The organism is Mycolicibacterium vulneris (assembly GCF_002104765.1).
In the GTDB taxonomy this organism is placed as follows: domain Bacteria; phylum Actinomycetota; class Actinomycetes; order Mycobacteriales; family Mycobacteriaceae; genus Mycobacterium; species Mycobacterium vulneris.
On record NZ_NCXM01000032.1, the window covers coordinates 22,895 to 37,288 of the forward strand.

Sequence of the window (14,394 nt, forward strand, 5' to 3'; positions counted from 1 at the left end):
ATTGCTCCAACGATGAACAATCCACGAAGCACGTTCGGAGGCCTCCTGTTAGCGAAATAGCGATGGTTGCTGACGACTACAGAGCTAACACCCTGAGGCGGCCATTGGGCAAGAGGCTCACGCGGCCCGCAGAGCGTTCTGACGTTCGACGTACGCTCCCACCATGCATGTCGACGCGATGACGATTCCCCAGCCGCTCGGCCAAATCGGTGATCTTGCGCGGCGGACCCAATCCGCTGGGTTCTCCGGTCTGTTGTTCACCGAGACGGGCCGCACCGCATACCTGAATGCCGCCGTGGCGTCGCAGGCCGCGCCGGATCTGGAATTGTCGACGGGCGTCGCGGTCGCGTTTCCGCGCAGTCCGTTCGTGACCGCCGCCGCGGCGTGGGAACTGCAGGAGGCCACCAAGGGAAAGTTCCGGCTGGGCCTGGGCACCCAGGTGCGCACCCACGTGGTGCGGCGCTACGGCACGGCTTTCGAGCGGCCCGGGCCCAGGCTGCGCGACTACTTGCTCGCCGTGAAGGCGTGCTTCGCGGCGTTTCGCTCCGGGACGCTCGACCACCACGGCGACTTCTACGATCTCGACTTCATCACCCCGCAGTGGAGTCCGGGACCCATCGACGCTCCGGACCCCAAAGTCGATATCGCAGCGGTCAATCCGTGGATGCTGCGGATGGCGGGCGAAGTGGCCGACGGTGTTCACGTCCACCCGATCGGCGAACCGGGCTACCTGGCCCGGCACGTGGTGCCGACGGTCGCCGAAGGCGCGGCCAAAGCGGGCCGTTCACCGTCGGACATCGCGATCATTGTGCCCGTCATGACGATCGCCGGCGATACCGACGAAGAGCGCGACCAGCAGCGCGAGATCGTGCGCGCCAGCATGGCCTTCTACGGCAGCACACCCAACTACGCGTTCATCTGGGACGAGGCGGGTTTCGAGGGCACGACCGCTCGGATCCGCGAGAAGCAGAAGGCCGGAGACTACGCCGGGATGGCGGCACAGGTCAGCGACGATCACATCGCGGTCTTCGCCACCGAGTCGACCTGGGACGGGCTGGCCGACGCGCTGACCGCGAAATACGCCGGAACGGCGACGCGGTTGGTGATGTACAACTCCGTCGCCGATCAGGACCGCTTCGAGCGGTACGGCGAGGTGGCCCGCCGTATACAAGCGGTCAGCGGCTGAGCTGAATGGCCTTGACCACCAACAGCAACGCCCCGGCCACCAAATAGGTGCGCAGTGCGATCATGCCCAGGCGGGTGCCAGGCGACCACACCACGGGCTCGAGCAACGTCAGCGGGGGCATGCGCCAGGTGCTGCGGTCGACGCCGCGGGCCGGCAGTGCTGGGGCCGGTCGCGGGGGTTGACGGCGGGCCATCCAGCGCAGCGCAGGTGCGGCCGCGATGACGAGTATGACCATCGCAAAGGTCAGGTAGCCGGCGACGGCCACGACATCGATCTTGGGGAACAACGTGGTGGCCATCAAGATCCCCGAGAGCAGCAGCAGCGTGCCGACGATCAGCCCGGCGACCCAGTTCAGCCAGGACCGATTCACCCACGGCCCCAACACCTCTCGGTCGTTGCAGAGCAGCAGCAGAAACACGCTGGCGCTGGGCAGCAAGAGGCCGGCGAGGGCCTGCACCGCGGTGGTGATCAACCCCAGGGGGGCGCCCGGAATCAGCACGATGACCGCGGCCAGCGCCACCATCGCGGTGTAGGACAGGTAGAACTGCTTTGCGTCGGAGAAGCCACGGTGCAGCGAATGCTTGAGGCCGAACACGTCTCCGAAGGCGTAACTGGTGGCCAGGGTCACCGCGGCCGCCCCGATGATCGAGGCGTCCATCAGCACGATGGCAAAGATCGAGCCGAGTATCGGACGGTGCGCGCCGAGTAGATGCGCCGTGGCGCCGGCGTCGGTGAAGCCGCCAATGGTGTTGGTGGAGCGCGCCGCCCACTCACCGGTCATCACCAGCGCGGCGGCACCGACCACCACCACGAAGGCGCCCAGCACGGTGTCCGCGCGTTCATACCCCATGAACCGGGGGGTGATGCGCTTGTCGACGACGTTGGACTGCTGGAAAAACAGCTGCCACGGCGCCACGGTGGTGCCGACGATGGCGATGATCAGCAGCACCGCGTCCGAGCTGATGCCGCCCGAAATGCTCGGCACCACAAACGACTTCGCTGCGTGACCCCACTGCGGCTGCGACATCAGCAGCATCGGGATCTGCAGCAGAGTGACCGCGATGAAAATGAACATGGCCCGCTCCCATCGACGGAAGCTGCCGCTGGCCATGATCGCCACCAACGCCACCGCCGAGACCGGTACCACGACGTATTTGGAGACGCCGATGTATTCGGCGGCGAGGCTGATGCCGATGAACTCGGTGACGATGGTCAAGAAATTGAGCAGGAACAGATCGCCGACCGAAAACCAGCCCCAGCCGCGGCCGAAGCGTTCGTTGATCAGCCGAGCGTGCCCGACCCCCGTGACCGCGCCGAGCCGTACCACCATTTCCTGGTTGACGATGAGCACCGGGATCAGCAGCAGCAACACCCACAGCAGCGAGTAGCCGTAATTCTGGCCGGCCTGGGCGTAGGTGGCCACCCCGCCCGCGTCGTTGTCGCCGACCATCACGATGATGCCGGGTCCGACGATGGCGAGCAGGGTCAGCAGCCGCGTCCGCCAGGTCCGGGCATGCTCGGTTTCCCCGACGCTGATGCGTCCGAACGCGCCCTCGATATCACCCAGATGGGCGCTGTCCAGCACCGCGGCGCGCCGCGTTGGTGCCGGCTCCGAGCGTGGCACGTCGACGCCCCGCGCGTCGGCCTGGGTGGTGTTCTCGCCGCCGGAACTCACTGCGGGGAACCTCCCGTTGGCGGTGTCTCACGGTCGTCGGCGGCGATTTCACGGATGGGGCGTGGCGCGGGCTCGCGGCGGCGCCAGTCTTCCGGAATGGTCGCCTCCAGCACGTCGTCGACGGTCACCACCCCGAGTAGGCGGTCCTGCTCGTCCACGACAGGGATGGAGTAGAGATTGAAATCGGCCATCAGCAGCGCGATATCGGTCAGGTCCGCGACGGCGTTCACCCGCACCGGGTCGGAATCCATTAGGGCTTCAAGCTTTTCAGCCGGATCGACCTGCAACAGGGTGATCACTGAAACGACGCCGTCAAGACGCTCGTCCTCATCGAGCACGTGCACCTTGATCAGCGCTTCCGGCTGGATGCTGCGCGAGGCGGCAATGAGCGCCAACGCCTCGCCCGCGGTGGCGGTCGCCGAACACGTCACGGAGTCGACATTCATCAGCCCGCCGGCACTTTCGGGGTTGAACCCCATCAAGGTTATGACCTTGGTGCGTTGCGGGGCGGGCATCAGCTCGAGCACACGGCGGCGCCGTGACTGGCGCAGGTCGGCGATCGCGTCGGCGGCATCGTCGGCGCGCATCCGGCCCAGCAGCGCGGCGACCTCGCTGTCCGGCATGTCGTCGAGCAGCCGGCTGGCTTTTTCCGGATCCAGCTCTTCGAAGACGTCGGCTTCCAACTCCGGGTCGCTGTGCACCCGATCGAGGATCTCGCCGCCCTCGGCCTTGTCCGCTTCCTCGAGAAGGTCGGCGATCTCGGCGGCCTTGAGGTCACCGAACCGATCCGACAGACGCCGGACGGCATCGGAGCGCGCGTGGCCGATCAGCGGCTCGAACGCCTTCCAATCGCGGGACGCGTGCCCGCCCGAATGCTTGATCAGCCCGAACAATCGTGGGGGGCGGCGGGTATCCAGGCGGGTGACCGTCCAGCCCTCGACGGTCTGTTCCAGCTCGACATCGTAGGCCCGCACCAGCTCGACGGTCGCCACGTCAATCAATCGGTGGCCCAGCACATCGGTGCGCAACAACACCTCACCCTCGCGGCGTTCGAACCCACGAAGGTCAACCTTGTTCTTGGTCAACAGAACTCGGTCCGCGGAGTATTCGTCGATGGATTTGTCGCCGATGAAAACCCGGCGTCCGCCGACCCCGGCCACGATCCCGGCCACCAGCGGATACTCCTCGGCGCCGCGCAGCCGCACGATCACGTCCTCGACGCGCCCCACGGTTTCTCCCGCGCGGGCCAACACCGGGGCGCGCAACAACTGCGAGAGATGGATGACCTGCTGTCCGGCGCGCGGCTTGGACGCCTTCTCCGATAAGGCCATTTTCCCTCCTCAAGGCGGTACGACCGAACCCGCGGCCAAAGTACCCGAATTAAGCGTCGCGGCGCCATGTACGGCATGAAGTCGATCGTTGGACCGTCTCGGGCGCCCAGAGCATACGCTTCTGCCAACGCGGATTACTACAGCCAATAGGTAAACGGCAGAAGGCTATTGGGTTCGTCGCGCCGTGGCGACCTATTGCTTGTCCACTTTTCCGGCGATCTGGTTGGCGATCGTGACGCCGAGGTCCCCGACGTCCTTGCGGCACGCGTCGATATCGATCACGACATTGTCGCGGACGGTCAGCGCCCGCTGACAGGGTACGGTCACGCTCGCGCCGTTTCCGACAATGGTCAGGGTCACCGGAACGCTCAAAACTCCGTTGGCGTTGGAAACCTGGCCCACCTTCCACTGAAGTTCCGGTTTGCCATCGGCGGCGGGCACGGTGTCCTGACGGTTGGCGCAGGCGGGCCAGCGCTGGGCCGACGTTGTGAAGAACGCGCTCGCCTGCTCGGGGGATGGGAACAGCACCGCAACCTGGTATACCTCAGGGCTTTCCAGTTGATCCGCTCCCGGGGGCGCCGGCGCCTCGTCGTGATAGCCGTAGACCGCGGTGCTGCCGCTGTCGGCGTACACGGACGCCAACGCCGCGTGCACGGTGTACCGACATTCGGCAGGGAATGTGTAGTCCTCGCGCTTGAACGGGTCTTCCAACAGCTTGGTGATCGGTGGATCGCTCGACGTTCCCGTGGCACCGAGCGCGGTGTCGATGTCGTTCGGCGAGAGCATGAGGTCGGGCAGCGCGCCCTGCGCCAAGGGGGTCTTCGACGAAGCCGTCGTGGTGGTGGCAGACGGTGAAGCGCTGCCGCCTTTGGCACCGCCGCACCCGGCGACCAGTATTGCGGCGGTAGCAATGACAACTTCCGCGATCAGCCGGCTCCTCATGCGCATGGAGCATACGACGGCACCCGACGTTCGCGAGCGAGATCGGCGTTAAAGGTTACGTACGCTGAGTGTCCGCAGTCGACTTCACCTGGGTCTCTCCGATCGTCCCGGTTCGGGATTTGGACGTTGCGCTCGGCCGGTATCGCCGGCCCGGCTTCGACGCCCGCGGATACGAAGGCCCGGACCGGTACGGATTCGTCGATCGCGGGCCCGTGTCGATCCACCTCACCGAATGGGCCGAGCACGACTCGCTGCGCGCGGCCGCCTGCGTGTACTTCTACGTCAGTGATGCCGATGCACTCTACGCGGAGTGGGCGGCGTGAAAGACCTCGATGGCCGCCTCGTCGCCCCGCACGACACCCCCTACGCTTTGCGCGAATTCGCCTACGTCGATCCCGACGGCACCACGCACCGCGTCGGTTGGCGGCGGAGTTCACGTCAGGCCTTCTCCGTTGCGGGAGAACGCTTTTCGTCAGAGGAGGGGGCATAGCTGGCCTGGCTGTGGGCCAGCGCCACCGTCGCCGTCGCCATCAGGCCCACCGACAAGCCCAAGGCCACCCAGCCGCGGTCGTTGGTCCGCAGCGTCTCACCCAACACGGTGACGCCGAGCACCGAGCCGACGATGGGCTCGGCGACGGTGACGGCCGGCAGTGACGCGGTGAGCGGGCCGGCCCGAAACGCCGACTGCTCCCAGGCGGTGGCCGCGATCGCGAGCACCACCCACACGTATAACTCGGGCGCGCGCAACACGGCCGGGATGCCGCGGTCGAGTTGGTCCACCACGCCCTTGGTCAACACCGAAAACAGTCCCCACAGCGAGCCGGACATCAGGCCCAGCAGCAGCGCGCCGACCGAACCGGGGAACATCCGCGCGCCGATCACGCACAGGATCAGCGCGGGCCCCATGACCAGCGCCACGATGGTCCATGTCTGCACCGACCCGCGCGGCGTCCCTTGCTGGGGATTGCCGACCGTCACCACCACCGCGACCGCGACGGCAAGCAAGACGGCCCAAATGCCTTGCTGGCGTGTGATTCTGCGGTGGTTCACCCTCGCGTTGATAAGTAATGCGAACAGCAACGACGTGACCAGCAGCGCCTGCACCAGCACCACCGAGCCCAGGCCCAGGGCCGCGGCCTGGAACCCGAACCCGGCGCCGGCCACCAGGCTGCCAGTCCACCATTGCCGGTCGCGCAGCAGCCGGCGGAACAGGGCGAAGGTACCGACGGGCTTATCCGTGACCTGTTGAGCGGATCGCTGCTGGACGACGTCGCCGGCGCCGACCATCAGCGCGGCCGCCAGCGCGAGCACTGCGGCGATGGCTGTGCTGCTCACGAGGACCTCCCATGCGCTTGGTGGGGAATTCCGCTTGTGGCGCAACCGGTTTGCATCATGGTCGCGCGCGCCGGACGTCTCCGCCGGCGGCGGGCCGACGTCAGCTGTTGCGCCGGATCTTGAGTGCGGTGGTAATCAGGGGAATCTGCAGCGGCAGCCGGGCCAGGGCGACGATCCGCATCGGCCACGGCTTGTCCCACCACAACCGGCACATGTTGACGTTGCCGGGGAAGACGCCGACGAACAACGCGACGGCGGCCAGCGCGGCGGCCCGCCGGGTGCGCAGCGGCACCAGCAGTGCCCCGATCGCCAGCTCGGCGACGCCCGACCCGTAGGTGTAGAGCCGCGGGCTTCCCGGCAGCTCGACCGGGATGATGGAGTCGAACGGTTTGGGCGCAACGAAGTGCAGGGTGCCGATGCCGAGCAGCATCGCCGCGACACGGTAGGCGAGTTGCTGGGTGGTGTCACGGCCAGGGACGGGTCTGATGGTCATGAAGTCATTGTGCCCATTGCGGCGACTGCTTACGCGCGGTCGGCATCGGTATAGCGGATGATGCCGCGAACGTTGCGGCCCTCGAGCATGTCGCGATAGCCGTCGTTGATCTGCTCGAGGGTGTATTCGCGCGTGACCATATCGTCGAGGTTGAGCTGCTCCAGCTTGTACAGCTCGAGAATCGCCGGGATGTCGTACTGGGGGTTTCCACCACCAAAGATGCTGCCCTGCAAGCTCTTCTGCAACAGCGAAAGTCCGGCGAGGTTGAGGGTGACCTCGTTGGCCAACACGCTGGCCATGCCGGTGAGGCAGCACACCCCGCCCTTGGCCGTCAGCCCCATCCACGACTCGACGTCGTTGCCCTCCACGTGGCCCACGGTGACGATCACCTTGTGGCACATGAACCCTCGCGTCGTCTCGGCGATGCTGGCCGCGGCGCTGCCCACGTCCGCGAAAGCCGCTGTGGCGCCGAACTTGAGCGCCTGCTCGCGCTTCCATTCGTAGGGATCGACGGCGAATATGCGCCGGGCCCCGGCGATGCGGGCACCCTGCAGGGCGGCGACGCCGACGCCGCCGATGCCGATGACCGCGACGTCTTCACCCGGCGAGACCGCCGCGCTGCGCACCGCCGAGCCGTAGCCCGTGGTCACCCCGCAGCCCACCAGGCAGGCCACATCGAACGGGATCGACGGGTCGATCTTGACCACCGAGGTGTGGTGCACCACCACGTACGGCGCGAAGGTGCCCAGCAGCGACATCGGGATGACGTCGCGGCCCCCTGCGGTGACGCGAAACGATCCGTCGGAGACGGATTGACCCGACAGCAGACCCATACCGAGGTCGCACAGGTTGCGCAGTCCCGTCTGGCATGGTGTGCATTTCCCGCAGGACGGGATGAAGGACATGACGACGTGATCGCCGACGGCCAGGTGTTCGACGCCCTCGCCGATCTCGATGATGATGCCGGCGCCCTCGTGACCGCCCAGCACCGGATAACTCGGGATGGGGAAGTCGCCCGTCATCAGATGGTGGTCGGAGTGACACAACCCGGCCGTTTCCAGTTGCACGGTCACCTCGCCGCGGCGGGGGTCGCCGATGTCGATCTCGTCGATCGACCAGGGCTCGTTCAGTTCCCAGACCAGCGCACCTTTGGTCTTCAACGGCTTGGCCTCCGTGTTTACCCGAACCGCTTAATTGTTAGCGCCGTCACACGAGCCCGGCCTTCTGAATTTAGACCATTACTATTGCCTATACAGTATTTGATACGATTCGCGGTGTCTGACCGCCCACAACAACGAGGTTGAGAACATGGGAACACCCGTCATCGTCGGAGCCGCCCGGACCGCGATCGGCCGTTCGTTCAAGGGCACGCTGGTCAACACGCCGCCCGAGACCCTGATCACCGCCGTGCTGCCGGAGGTGGTCCGCAGGTCGGGCATCGACCCCGCCGACATCGATGACATCATCTTCGCCGAATCCCATTACGGCGGTGGAGATCTCGCGCGTTACGCGGCGACCGCGACGGGCCTGGAGCACGTTCCAGGACAGTCGGTCAACCGGCACTGCGCGGGCAGCCTCACGGCCATCGGCAACGCCGCGGCGCAGATCGGCTCCGGCATGGAGCGCGTGCTCATCGCCGGTGGTGTGCAGTCGCTGTCGATGACACCACTGACCAACTGGCGGATTCCCGGCCCCGAGCTGAAGTTCGAGGAGCGCTGGATGCCGCCGACGCACGTGGAGACGCCGGACGCACCCGCCAAGGACATGTCCATCACGGTGGGCTGGAACACCGCGCAGGCGGTCGGCATCACGCGCGAGGAGATGGACGCCTGGGCGGCCCGCTCGCATCAGCGCGCCGTTGCCGCCCAGGACGCCGGCAAGTTCGTCGATGAGATCCTGGCGCTGAAGATCACCCAGTTCGACGGCTCGGTCACCGAGTTCGCCGTCGACGAGCATCCGCGTCGCGACACCACCGTCGAGAAGCTCGCCGGCCTCAAGGTGCTGCACCCCGAAATCGAGGGCTTCTCGATCACAGCGGGTAACAGCAGTGGCACCAACGACGCCGCCGCAGGCGTGGCCCTGGTCGATCGCGATTACGCCGCGGCCAACAAGCTCAACGTCATGGGCACCGTCAAGGCCTGGGCCGCAGCGGGCGTACCGGCCCGCGATTGTGGCCTCGGCGCCGTCAAGGTCATCGGGAAGGTGCTGCAGCGGGCCGGTCTGTCGCCCGGCGACGTGGCGCTGTGGGAGATCAACGAGGCGTTCGCGTCCGTCCCGATCGCGGCGTGCCGCGAATACGGCATTGACGAGGAGAAGGTGAATTTCTCCGGAAGCGGCTGCAGCCTCGGTCACCCTATCGCGGCCTCGGGTGCGCGCATGGTGACTACGTTGGTCTACGAGCTCGCCCGCCGCGGCGGCGGCATCGGCGTCGCCGCGATGTGTGCCGGCGGTGGCCAGGGCGGCGCTGTCGTCATCGAGGTGTGAGCCACCGCAACGTAGTTCGCGCCGGCTAGTTGCAGAACGTGTAGCCGATGAATTGCGTGCCACGCGTGTCGCCGCTCGAGTAATTGGCGAAGTGCACGGCCGGCGCTCCGTTGTACTGCGTGTTCATCTTCTGCACGTTCGGTGGCGGAGTGCCTTTGGGGAAGGCCAGAATCATGTCGGCAAAAATTTCCAGGCCGACCTGGCAGATGGCCTCCCGCCGCGGCTGCTGCGGATTCCACGCGTGCACGACCACCGGTTCGGTCAGCTGGGATCCCGCCGCACAATTCGGATCGCAGAGCTTGAACACCGCCGTGCCGGTCCCGTCGGCGCCTTGGGGTCCCCAGGAACTCCACGACATGTCCTGCAACGCAACGGCCACACTGGCGCAGCCCAACACGTTGAGCCGCTTCGGCCGCGCGACGGGCGGGACGGACGGGTTGTAGCAGCCCGGGATGGCGAAGCTCTCCGGCGCTGACGGCGCCGGCTGGGTGTTGGGTGCCGTCGCGCTCTGCTGACTGTGGGTCAGCTGCACGCCCACCACGGTGAGGACCCCGACCAGTACCACCGCCACGACAATGCCGGCCCCGATCAATCGCCCCCGCGAGGTGTGCCGCAGCCGCCTCAATAACGGGACGTTGGCGTTGCCGCTCACAATCACCAGATTACGGGTGAAACTCTTCCGCCGGGGTGGTGCCCGCCGACGGGGGTGACAGGGTAAAGTTGGTCATCACTACCAACATATTGAGGATTCCGTGGAGCTGCCGATGAATGACCATGATCTGGCCGCACGGTTGGCCACCGACGCCGGTCGGCTATTGCTCGGGGTGCGGGAAGAGTTCGCCGACGCGGAAGCGAGTGACCGGAAAGCCGCGGGGGACAAGCGATCCCACGACTTCTTGATGGAAGCGCTTGCCGCCGAGCGGCCCGGAGACGCGGTGCTGTCCGAAGAGGGCGCCGACGACCCGGGGCGGTTGCGCTCGGACCGCGTCTGGATCGTCGATCCACTGGACGGCACGCGGGAATTCTCCGAGCTGGGACGCGACGACTGGGCGGTGCACGTCGCACTCTGGGAGTCCGGCGAGCTGGTTGCCGGCGCCGTGGCGCTACCGGCCCAGGGCATCACGCTGGCGACTCCCGGCATGGAGTCGCCACCTGCCGCGCCCGGCAAGCCGCGCATCGTGGTGTCGCGCACCCGTCCACCGGCCGTCGCGTTGAACGTGCGGGACGCGCTGGACGGAGTCCTGGTGGAAATGGGTTCGGCCGGAGCCAAGGTCGCCTCGATCGTCCAAGGGTTGTCCGATGTGTACGTGCACGCCGGCGGCCAGTACGAATGGGACTCCGCCGCGCCGGTGGCGGTGGCACGGGCCGCGGGGCTGCACACCTCTCGCATTGACGGGTCCGCGCTGGCGTACAACCAACCCGACCCGAAGCTGCCCGATCTCGTGGTCTGCCGGCCCGAACTGGCGGAAGCCGTACTCGCGGTTACGCGCTGACGCCACCGCCCGGTCGGGCGGTGAGCAGTTTATGCGACCCAGTGAGGTCGAGTGCGATGTCGACGAGCATGTCTTCCTGGCCGCCCACCATGCCGCGCCGGCCGGCCTCTTCGAGCAGCGTTCGGGCATCGATGTTGAATCGCGCTCCGGCAGCCTCCGCGTGGCGGAGGAAGCTGGAGTAGACGCCTGCATAGCCAAGGGTCAGGGTTTCACGGTCAACTCGGACGGGCCGGTCTTGCAGAGGCCGGACGAGATCGTCGGCGGCGTCCTGCAGTCGATGGGGGTCGCAGCCGTGATCCCAGCCGAGTCGGGTGGCCGCGGCGATGAACACCTCCAGCGGCGCGTTGCCGGCACCGGCGCCCATGCCTGCACCAACGATAGGTAACTGTCCTTCTACGCCGTCACACCGTCCGGATTCGAGTGGGAGGTCGGCTGGAATCCGATCGTGGTCGACGAGGCCACCTGGCAACCCACCAACTATCGCGGCATCAGCATCTGGGGCCACACTCCAGAGGGACAAACGATCATCGACAAACTCAACCAATTCAAGATCGGCGCCGTGTCACTGGTGCACCAGGAGGACGTCGTTCCCGCGCTCGCCGGAGCGGGAATTTCAGACCGCTGATCACCCACGTGAAGAGGAGCAACGCGCACATGTCGCGAATCGACACTCACCACCACGCCATCCCGTCGTTCTATCGAGACATGCTGCAAAAAGCCAGGATTGACGAAGCGGGAGGACGGGCGCTGCCGAAGTGGAGCCCAGACGGATCGCTGCAGACCATGGCGGAATTGAACGTCGCCACCGCAATACTCTCGGTGTCGACGCCGGGCACCGCGTTCCTGCCCCGCGCGGCCGACGCGGCCTCGCTGGCCCGCGACCTCAACGACTACCTCGCCGGCCTGGTCGCCGACCAACCCAACCGGTTCGGATTCTTCGCCACCCTTCCCATGCCGCACCTGCGCGAGTCCGTCGACGAGGCCGCCAGGTCGCTCGACGAATTGCGCGCCGACGGAGTGGTGCTGCTCGCCAACAGCGCCGGGACCTACCTCGGGCAAAACGGTCAGGACGACCTGTTCGCCGCGCTGGACGCGCGCTCGGCGGTGGCGTTCATCCATCCCGGCGAGTTGCCCGGACCGGTGATCGACGGGATCGCGCCGTTTGCCGTCGACTTCCTGCTCGACACCACCCGCGCCGCGTATTTGCTTGTGCGCAATGGCATTTGCCGTCGATACCCGAACATCAAGTTCATCCTCAGCCACGCGGGTGGGTTCGTCCCCTACGCCTCGCACCGGATGGCGGTCAGCATCATGGGCGACACCGGACGCAGCCCGGGCGACAGCCTGGATGACTTCGCCGGCTTCTACTTCGACACCGCGCTGTCCTCGAGCGCCGCCGCCCTGCCGAGCCTGCTGGCGTTCGCCAAGCCCGGCCACGTGACCTTCGGCTCGGACTGGCCCTTCGCGCCGGTGGCGGCCGGGAAGCTCTTCGCCGCCGGCCTGGAGACCTACCCGGGCCTGCGCCCGGACGCCCGCGCGGCGATTGAGCGCGACAACGCGCTCCCGCTGTTTCCGCGGCTCGGCGCGGTTGCGCCGCCCAAGCCCGGCGCGGCGCTCGACAAGTTGCGCCGCGGCGCCAGCCGGGCGGTCATGCGTGGGGTCGTACGGCTGGTCAACACCCGCTGACGGGCGCTCAGAGCCAGGCCTGCTGCCACGAGTGGATGCGTTCGGCCAGTTCGGGTCCGCGGTCCTCTTGAATGAAGTGGCTGGCGTTGATGCGGGCGTGCGGCTGGCCCGCGGCGCCGGGGATGTGCTTGATCAGGGCGCTGTCCGCCTGCCCGAGGATGGGGTCGCGGGCTCCGAAGATGGCGAGGAAGGGCTTTTCCCAGCGGCCGAGGGCATCCCAGGCTTTCCTGTTGGCCGGAATCGCCGGATCGGTGGGTGAGGTGGGAACCAGCTGCGGAAACGCGCGGGCCCCGGCCTGATAGGTCTTGTCGGGGAAGGGCGCGTCATAGCCGGCCCGGACTTTCGACGGCACCCGGCGAACCGTCCCGGCGCTGACGATGCGGCCGGCGGGCAGGACGGGGGAGTAGTGCGCGAAGGCGCGCCAGGCGTAGAAGGCCGGCGGGGTCCGCCGGTGCGCCGTGGGGAGGAAACCGTTGGCCACCACCAGCCGCCCGACGCGGTCGGGCTGCTCGGCGGCGATGCGCAGCCCGATCAGCGATCCCCAGTCCTGAACGAACAGCGTGACGTCCCTGAGGTTGAGATGCTCGAACCACGAGATCACCCACTCCACGTGGCGCTGGTAGGTGTAATCCTCGACCTGGCTGGGCTTGTCCGAACGGCCGAAACCGATCAGGTCGGGGGCGAGCACGCGGTTCCCGGCGTCGGTCAGGGGCGGGATCATCGTGCGGTAGAGATAGCTCCACGTCGGCTCGCCGTGCAGCAGAACGATCGGCGGCCCTTCGATCGTGCCCTCGTCCAGATAGTGCATGCGAAGCGGCCGCGTGTCGCTCGCGGTTACGTCAAGGTAGTGCGCAACGAACGGGTAGTCCTCCAGGTTTTCGAATCGGGAGTCCGGGGTTCGCAGCACATGCATATCAGCTCCTCCGGTGAACCGGCACCTCTCTTAGCCTCTCGCGCCGGCGCGAATTCGTCTAGTAGGAGATTCATTGAGCCGGGCGCCACGGGCTATTAAACTGGCTTGCTCATGGCAATTCGGCGCGCGGTTCTGCTCATAGCCGACATCGGCGGGTACACGCATTACATGCAGTGGAACCGGACGCATCTTGCCCATGCCCAGCTGACGGTTGCGGGCCTATTGGAGTCGGTCATCAACGCGGGCAAGGGTTTGAAGCTGGCCAAACTCGAGGGTGACGCCGCGTTCTTCTGGGCGCCGGACAGCCACGCCAAAGAGGTGGTGTGCGACCGCCTGTCACGGATGCGCACGTCGTTCCTGGAGCGGCGCGAGCGGATGAAAAATGACATCGCCTGCGAGTGCGCGAGTTGCGAACAGCTGGAAAAGCTGTCGCTCAAGTTCGTCGTGCACGTGGGCGAGGTGGCGGATCAGAAGGTGAAACGCCACGTCGAGCTGGCCGGCTTCGATGTCATTCTGGTGCACCGAATGCTGAAAAACATGGTGCCGGTTGCCGAATACGTGCTGATGACTGATCCCGTCGCGGCCTGCCTCGACCAGCCGATGCGCGAGCTTTGCATGCCGTTGGTGCACGTCTTCGATGGCATCGGAGAAACGTCGACGCATTACATCGACCTTGCGGCGGTGCAGGTTCCCGTTGCGGTGCCGCGGCGCAGCTTTTTCCGCCGACTCGGCGCGACGACGAGGTTCGAACTCGACAGCCTGCCCTTCACGCTCGGCATGAAGGAGCCCGCCCAGGGGTTCCGCAACCTGGGCCGGGGTGCCGAGGAAGTCACCGCATAGCCGAAAACCACTGCGG

The 14,394-nt window shown here is 66.7% G+C and carries 13 protein-coding genes and 3 pseudogenes; 7 read left to right on the forward strand and 9 right to left on the reverse strand.

Features of this window, described 5'->3' with window-relative positions:
- Positions 1–163 precede the first annotated feature (163 nt).
- A complete protein-coding gene (locus B8W69_RS24490; RefSeq protein ID WP_085292311.1) occupies positions 164–1,186 on the forward strand; it encodes a TIGR03617 family F420-dependent LLM class oxidoreductase in 1,023 nt (340 codons plus the stop codon).
- Here the strand turns inward: B8W69_RS24490 and B8W69_RS24495 are convergent.
- The 3 genes from B8W69_RS24495 to B8W69_RS24505 form a co-directional block, all read right to left on the reverse strand.
- Positions 1,176–2,861, reverse strand: a complete 1,686-nt coding sequence (locus B8W69_RS24495; protein ID WP_085292312.1) for an NRAMP family divalent metal transporter — start codon at positions 2,859–2,861, stop codon at positions 1,176–1,178. The genes B8W69_RS24490 and B8W69_RS24495 overlap by 11 nt on opposite strands.
- Complete coding sequence (locus B8W69_RS24500; protein WP_085292313.1) at positions 2,858–4,192, reverse strand: magnesium transporter MgtE N-terminal domain-containing protein; 1,335 nt, start codon at positions 4,190–4,192, stop codon at positions 2,858–2,860. The genes B8W69_RS24495 and B8W69_RS24500 overlap by 4 nt, the downstream gene beginning before the upstream one ends.
- A gap of 192 nt (positions 4,193–4,384) precedes the next feature.
- Positions 4,385–5,134 carry a sensor domain-containing protein gene (locus B8W69_RS24505; protein WP_085292314.1) on the reverse strand — a complete coding sequence of 250 codons (750 nt, stop codon included), beginning with the start codon at positions 5,132–5,134 and terminating at the stop codon, positions 4,385–4,387.
- A 68-nt stretch (positions 5,135–5,202) separates the two neighbouring features.
- On the opposite strand from B8W69_RS24505, the pseudogene B8W69_RS24510 reads away from it, so the two are divergent.
- A pseudogene (locus B8W69_RS24510) lies at positions 5,203–5,624 on the forward strand (bleomycin resistance protein).
- On the opposite strand, the gene B8W69_RS24515 reads toward B8W69_RS24510, so the two are convergent.
- The 3 genes from B8W69_RS24515 to B8W69_RS24525 form a co-directional block, all read right to left on the reverse strand.
- On the reverse strand, positions 5,573–6,469 hold the full coding sequence (locus B8W69_RS24515) for a DMT family transporter (RefSeq protein WP_110882045.1): 897 nt from the start codon (positions 6,467–6,469) through the stop codon (positions 5,573–5,575). The pseudogene B8W69_RS24510 and the gene B8W69_RS24515 overlap by 52 nt on opposite strands.
- Positions 6,470–6,569: 100 nt before the next feature.
- Positions 6,570–6,962: a DoxX family protein gene (locus B8W69_RS24520; RefSeq protein WP_085292315.1), complete on the reverse strand. Its 393-nt coding sequence runs from the start codon at positions 6,960–6,962 to the stop codon at positions 6,570–6,572.
- 29 nt (positions 6,963–6,991) lie between these two features.
- Positions 6,992–8,122, reverse strand: coding sequence for an NDMA-dependent alcohol dehydrogenase (locus B8W69_RS24525; RefSeq protein WP_085292316.1), 1,131 nt, complete (start codon positions 8,120–8,122; stop codon positions 6,992–6,994).
- A 148-nt stretch (positions 8,123–8,270) separates the two neighbouring features.
- Here B8W69_RS24525 and B8W69_RS24530 point away from each other — a divergent pair, with 148 nt between their 5' ends.
- Positions 8,271–9,446, forward strand: coding sequence for a thiolase family protein (locus B8W69_RS24530; RefSeq protein WP_085292317.1), 1,176 nt, complete (start codon positions 8,271–8,273; stop codon positions 9,444–9,446).
- 25 nt (positions 9,447–9,471) lie between these two features.
- Here the strand turns inward: B8W69_RS24530 and B8W69_RS24535 are convergent, their stop codons facing one another.
- Positions 9,472–10,038, reverse strand: coding sequence for a hypothetical protein (locus B8W69_RS24535; RefSeq protein WP_085292318.1), 567 nt, complete (start codon positions 10,036–10,038; stop codon positions 9,472–9,474).
- Between the two features lie 172 nt (positions 10,039–10,210).
- On the opposite strand from B8W69_RS24535, the gene B8W69_RS24540 reads away from it, so the two are divergent.
- The gene (locus tag B8W69_RS24540; RefSeq protein ID WP_085292350.1) at positions 10,211–10,939 is read left to right on the forward strand and encodes a 3'(2'),5'-bisphosphate nucleotidase CysQ; all 729 of its coding nucleotides are present in this window, start codon (positions 10,211–10,213) and stop codon (positions 10,937–10,939) included.
- Here B8W69_RS24540 and B8W69_RS24545 read toward each other — a convergent pair.
- A pseudogene (locus B8W69_RS24545) lies at positions 10,929–11,306 on the reverse strand (4-hydroxy-2-oxovalerate aldolase family protein); the annotation flags it as partial. The gene B8W69_RS24540 and the pseudogene B8W69_RS24545 sit on opposite strands and share 11 nt — an antisense overlap.
- Positions 11,307–11,324: 18 nt before the next feature.
- Between B8W69_RS24545 and B8W69_RS24550 the strand changes: the two are divergent.
- Both B8W69_RS24550 and B8W69_RS24555 read left to right on the forward strand, forming a co-directional pair.
- Positions 11,325–11,564, forward strand: a pseudogene (locus tag B8W69_RS24550) (VOC family protein); the annotation flags it as partial.
- A gap of 29 nt (positions 11,565–11,593) precedes the next feature.
- Positions 11,594–12,625 carry an amidohydrolase family protein gene (locus tag B8W69_RS24555; protein WP_085292319.1) on the forward strand — a complete coding sequence of 344 codons (1,032 nt, stop codon included), beginning with the start codon at positions 11,594–11,596 and terminating at the stop codon, positions 12,623–12,625.
- A gap of 7 nt (positions 12,626–12,632) precedes the next feature.
- Here the strand turns inward: B8W69_RS24555 and B8W69_RS24560 are convergent, their stop codons facing one another.
- Positions 12,633–13,538 carry a haloalkane dehalogenase gene (locus B8W69_RS24560; protein ID WP_085292320.1) on the reverse strand — a complete coding sequence of 302 codons (906 nt, stop codon included), beginning with the start codon at positions 13,536–13,538 and terminating at the stop codon, positions 12,633–12,635.
- Positions 13,539–13,649: 111 nt separating this feature from the next.
- Here B8W69_RS24560 and B8W69_RS24565 point away from each other — a divergent pair, with 111 nt between their 5' ends.
- Complete coding sequence (locus B8W69_RS24565; protein WP_085292321.1) at positions 13,650–14,378, forward strand: DUF2652 domain-containing protein; 729 nt, start codon at positions 13,650–13,652, stop codon at positions 14,376–14,378.
- Positions 14,379–14,394 lie beyond the last annotated feature (16 nt).

Excerpts from the sequence above, each read along its gene's own strand:
- B8W69_RS24490 (WP_085292311.1), top strand. The coding sequence starts at position 164 with ATGCATGTCGACGCGATGACGATTCCCCAGCCGCTCGGCCAAATCGGT.
- B8W69_RS24500 (WP_085292313.1), bottom strand. The coding sequence starts at position 4,192 with ATGGCCTTATCGGAGAAGGCGTCCAAGCCGCGCGCCGGACAGCAGGTC.
- B8W69_RS24505 (WP_085292314.1), bottom strand. The coding sequence starts at position 5,134 with ATGAGGAGCCGGCTGATCGCGGAAGTTGTCATTGCTACCGCCGCAATA.
- B8W69_RS24520 (WP_085292315.1), bottom strand. The coding sequence starts at position 6,962 with ATGACCATCAGACCCGTCCCTGGCCGTGACACCACCCAGCAACTCGCC.
- B8W69_RS24530 (WP_085292317.1), top strand. The coding sequence starts at position 8,271 with ATGGGAACACCCGTCATCGTCGGAGCCGCCCGGACCGCGATCGGCCGT.
- B8W69_RS24540 (WP_085292350.1), top strand. The coding sequence starts at position 10,211 with ATGAATGACCATGATCTGGCCGCACGGTTGGCCACCGACGCCGGTCGG.
- B8W69_RS24555 (WP_085292319.1), top strand. The coding sequence starts at position 11,594 with ATGTCGCGAATCGACACTCACCACCACGCCATCCCGTCGTTCTATCGA.
- B8W69_RS24560 (WP_085292320.1), bottom strand. The coding sequence starts at position 13,538 with ATGCATGTGCTGCGAACCCCGGACTCCCGATTCGAAAACCTGGAGGAC.
- B8W69_RS24565 (WP_085292321.1), top strand. The coding sequence starts at position 13,650 with ATGGCAATTCGGCGCGCGGTTCTGCTCATAGCCGACATCGGCGGGTAC.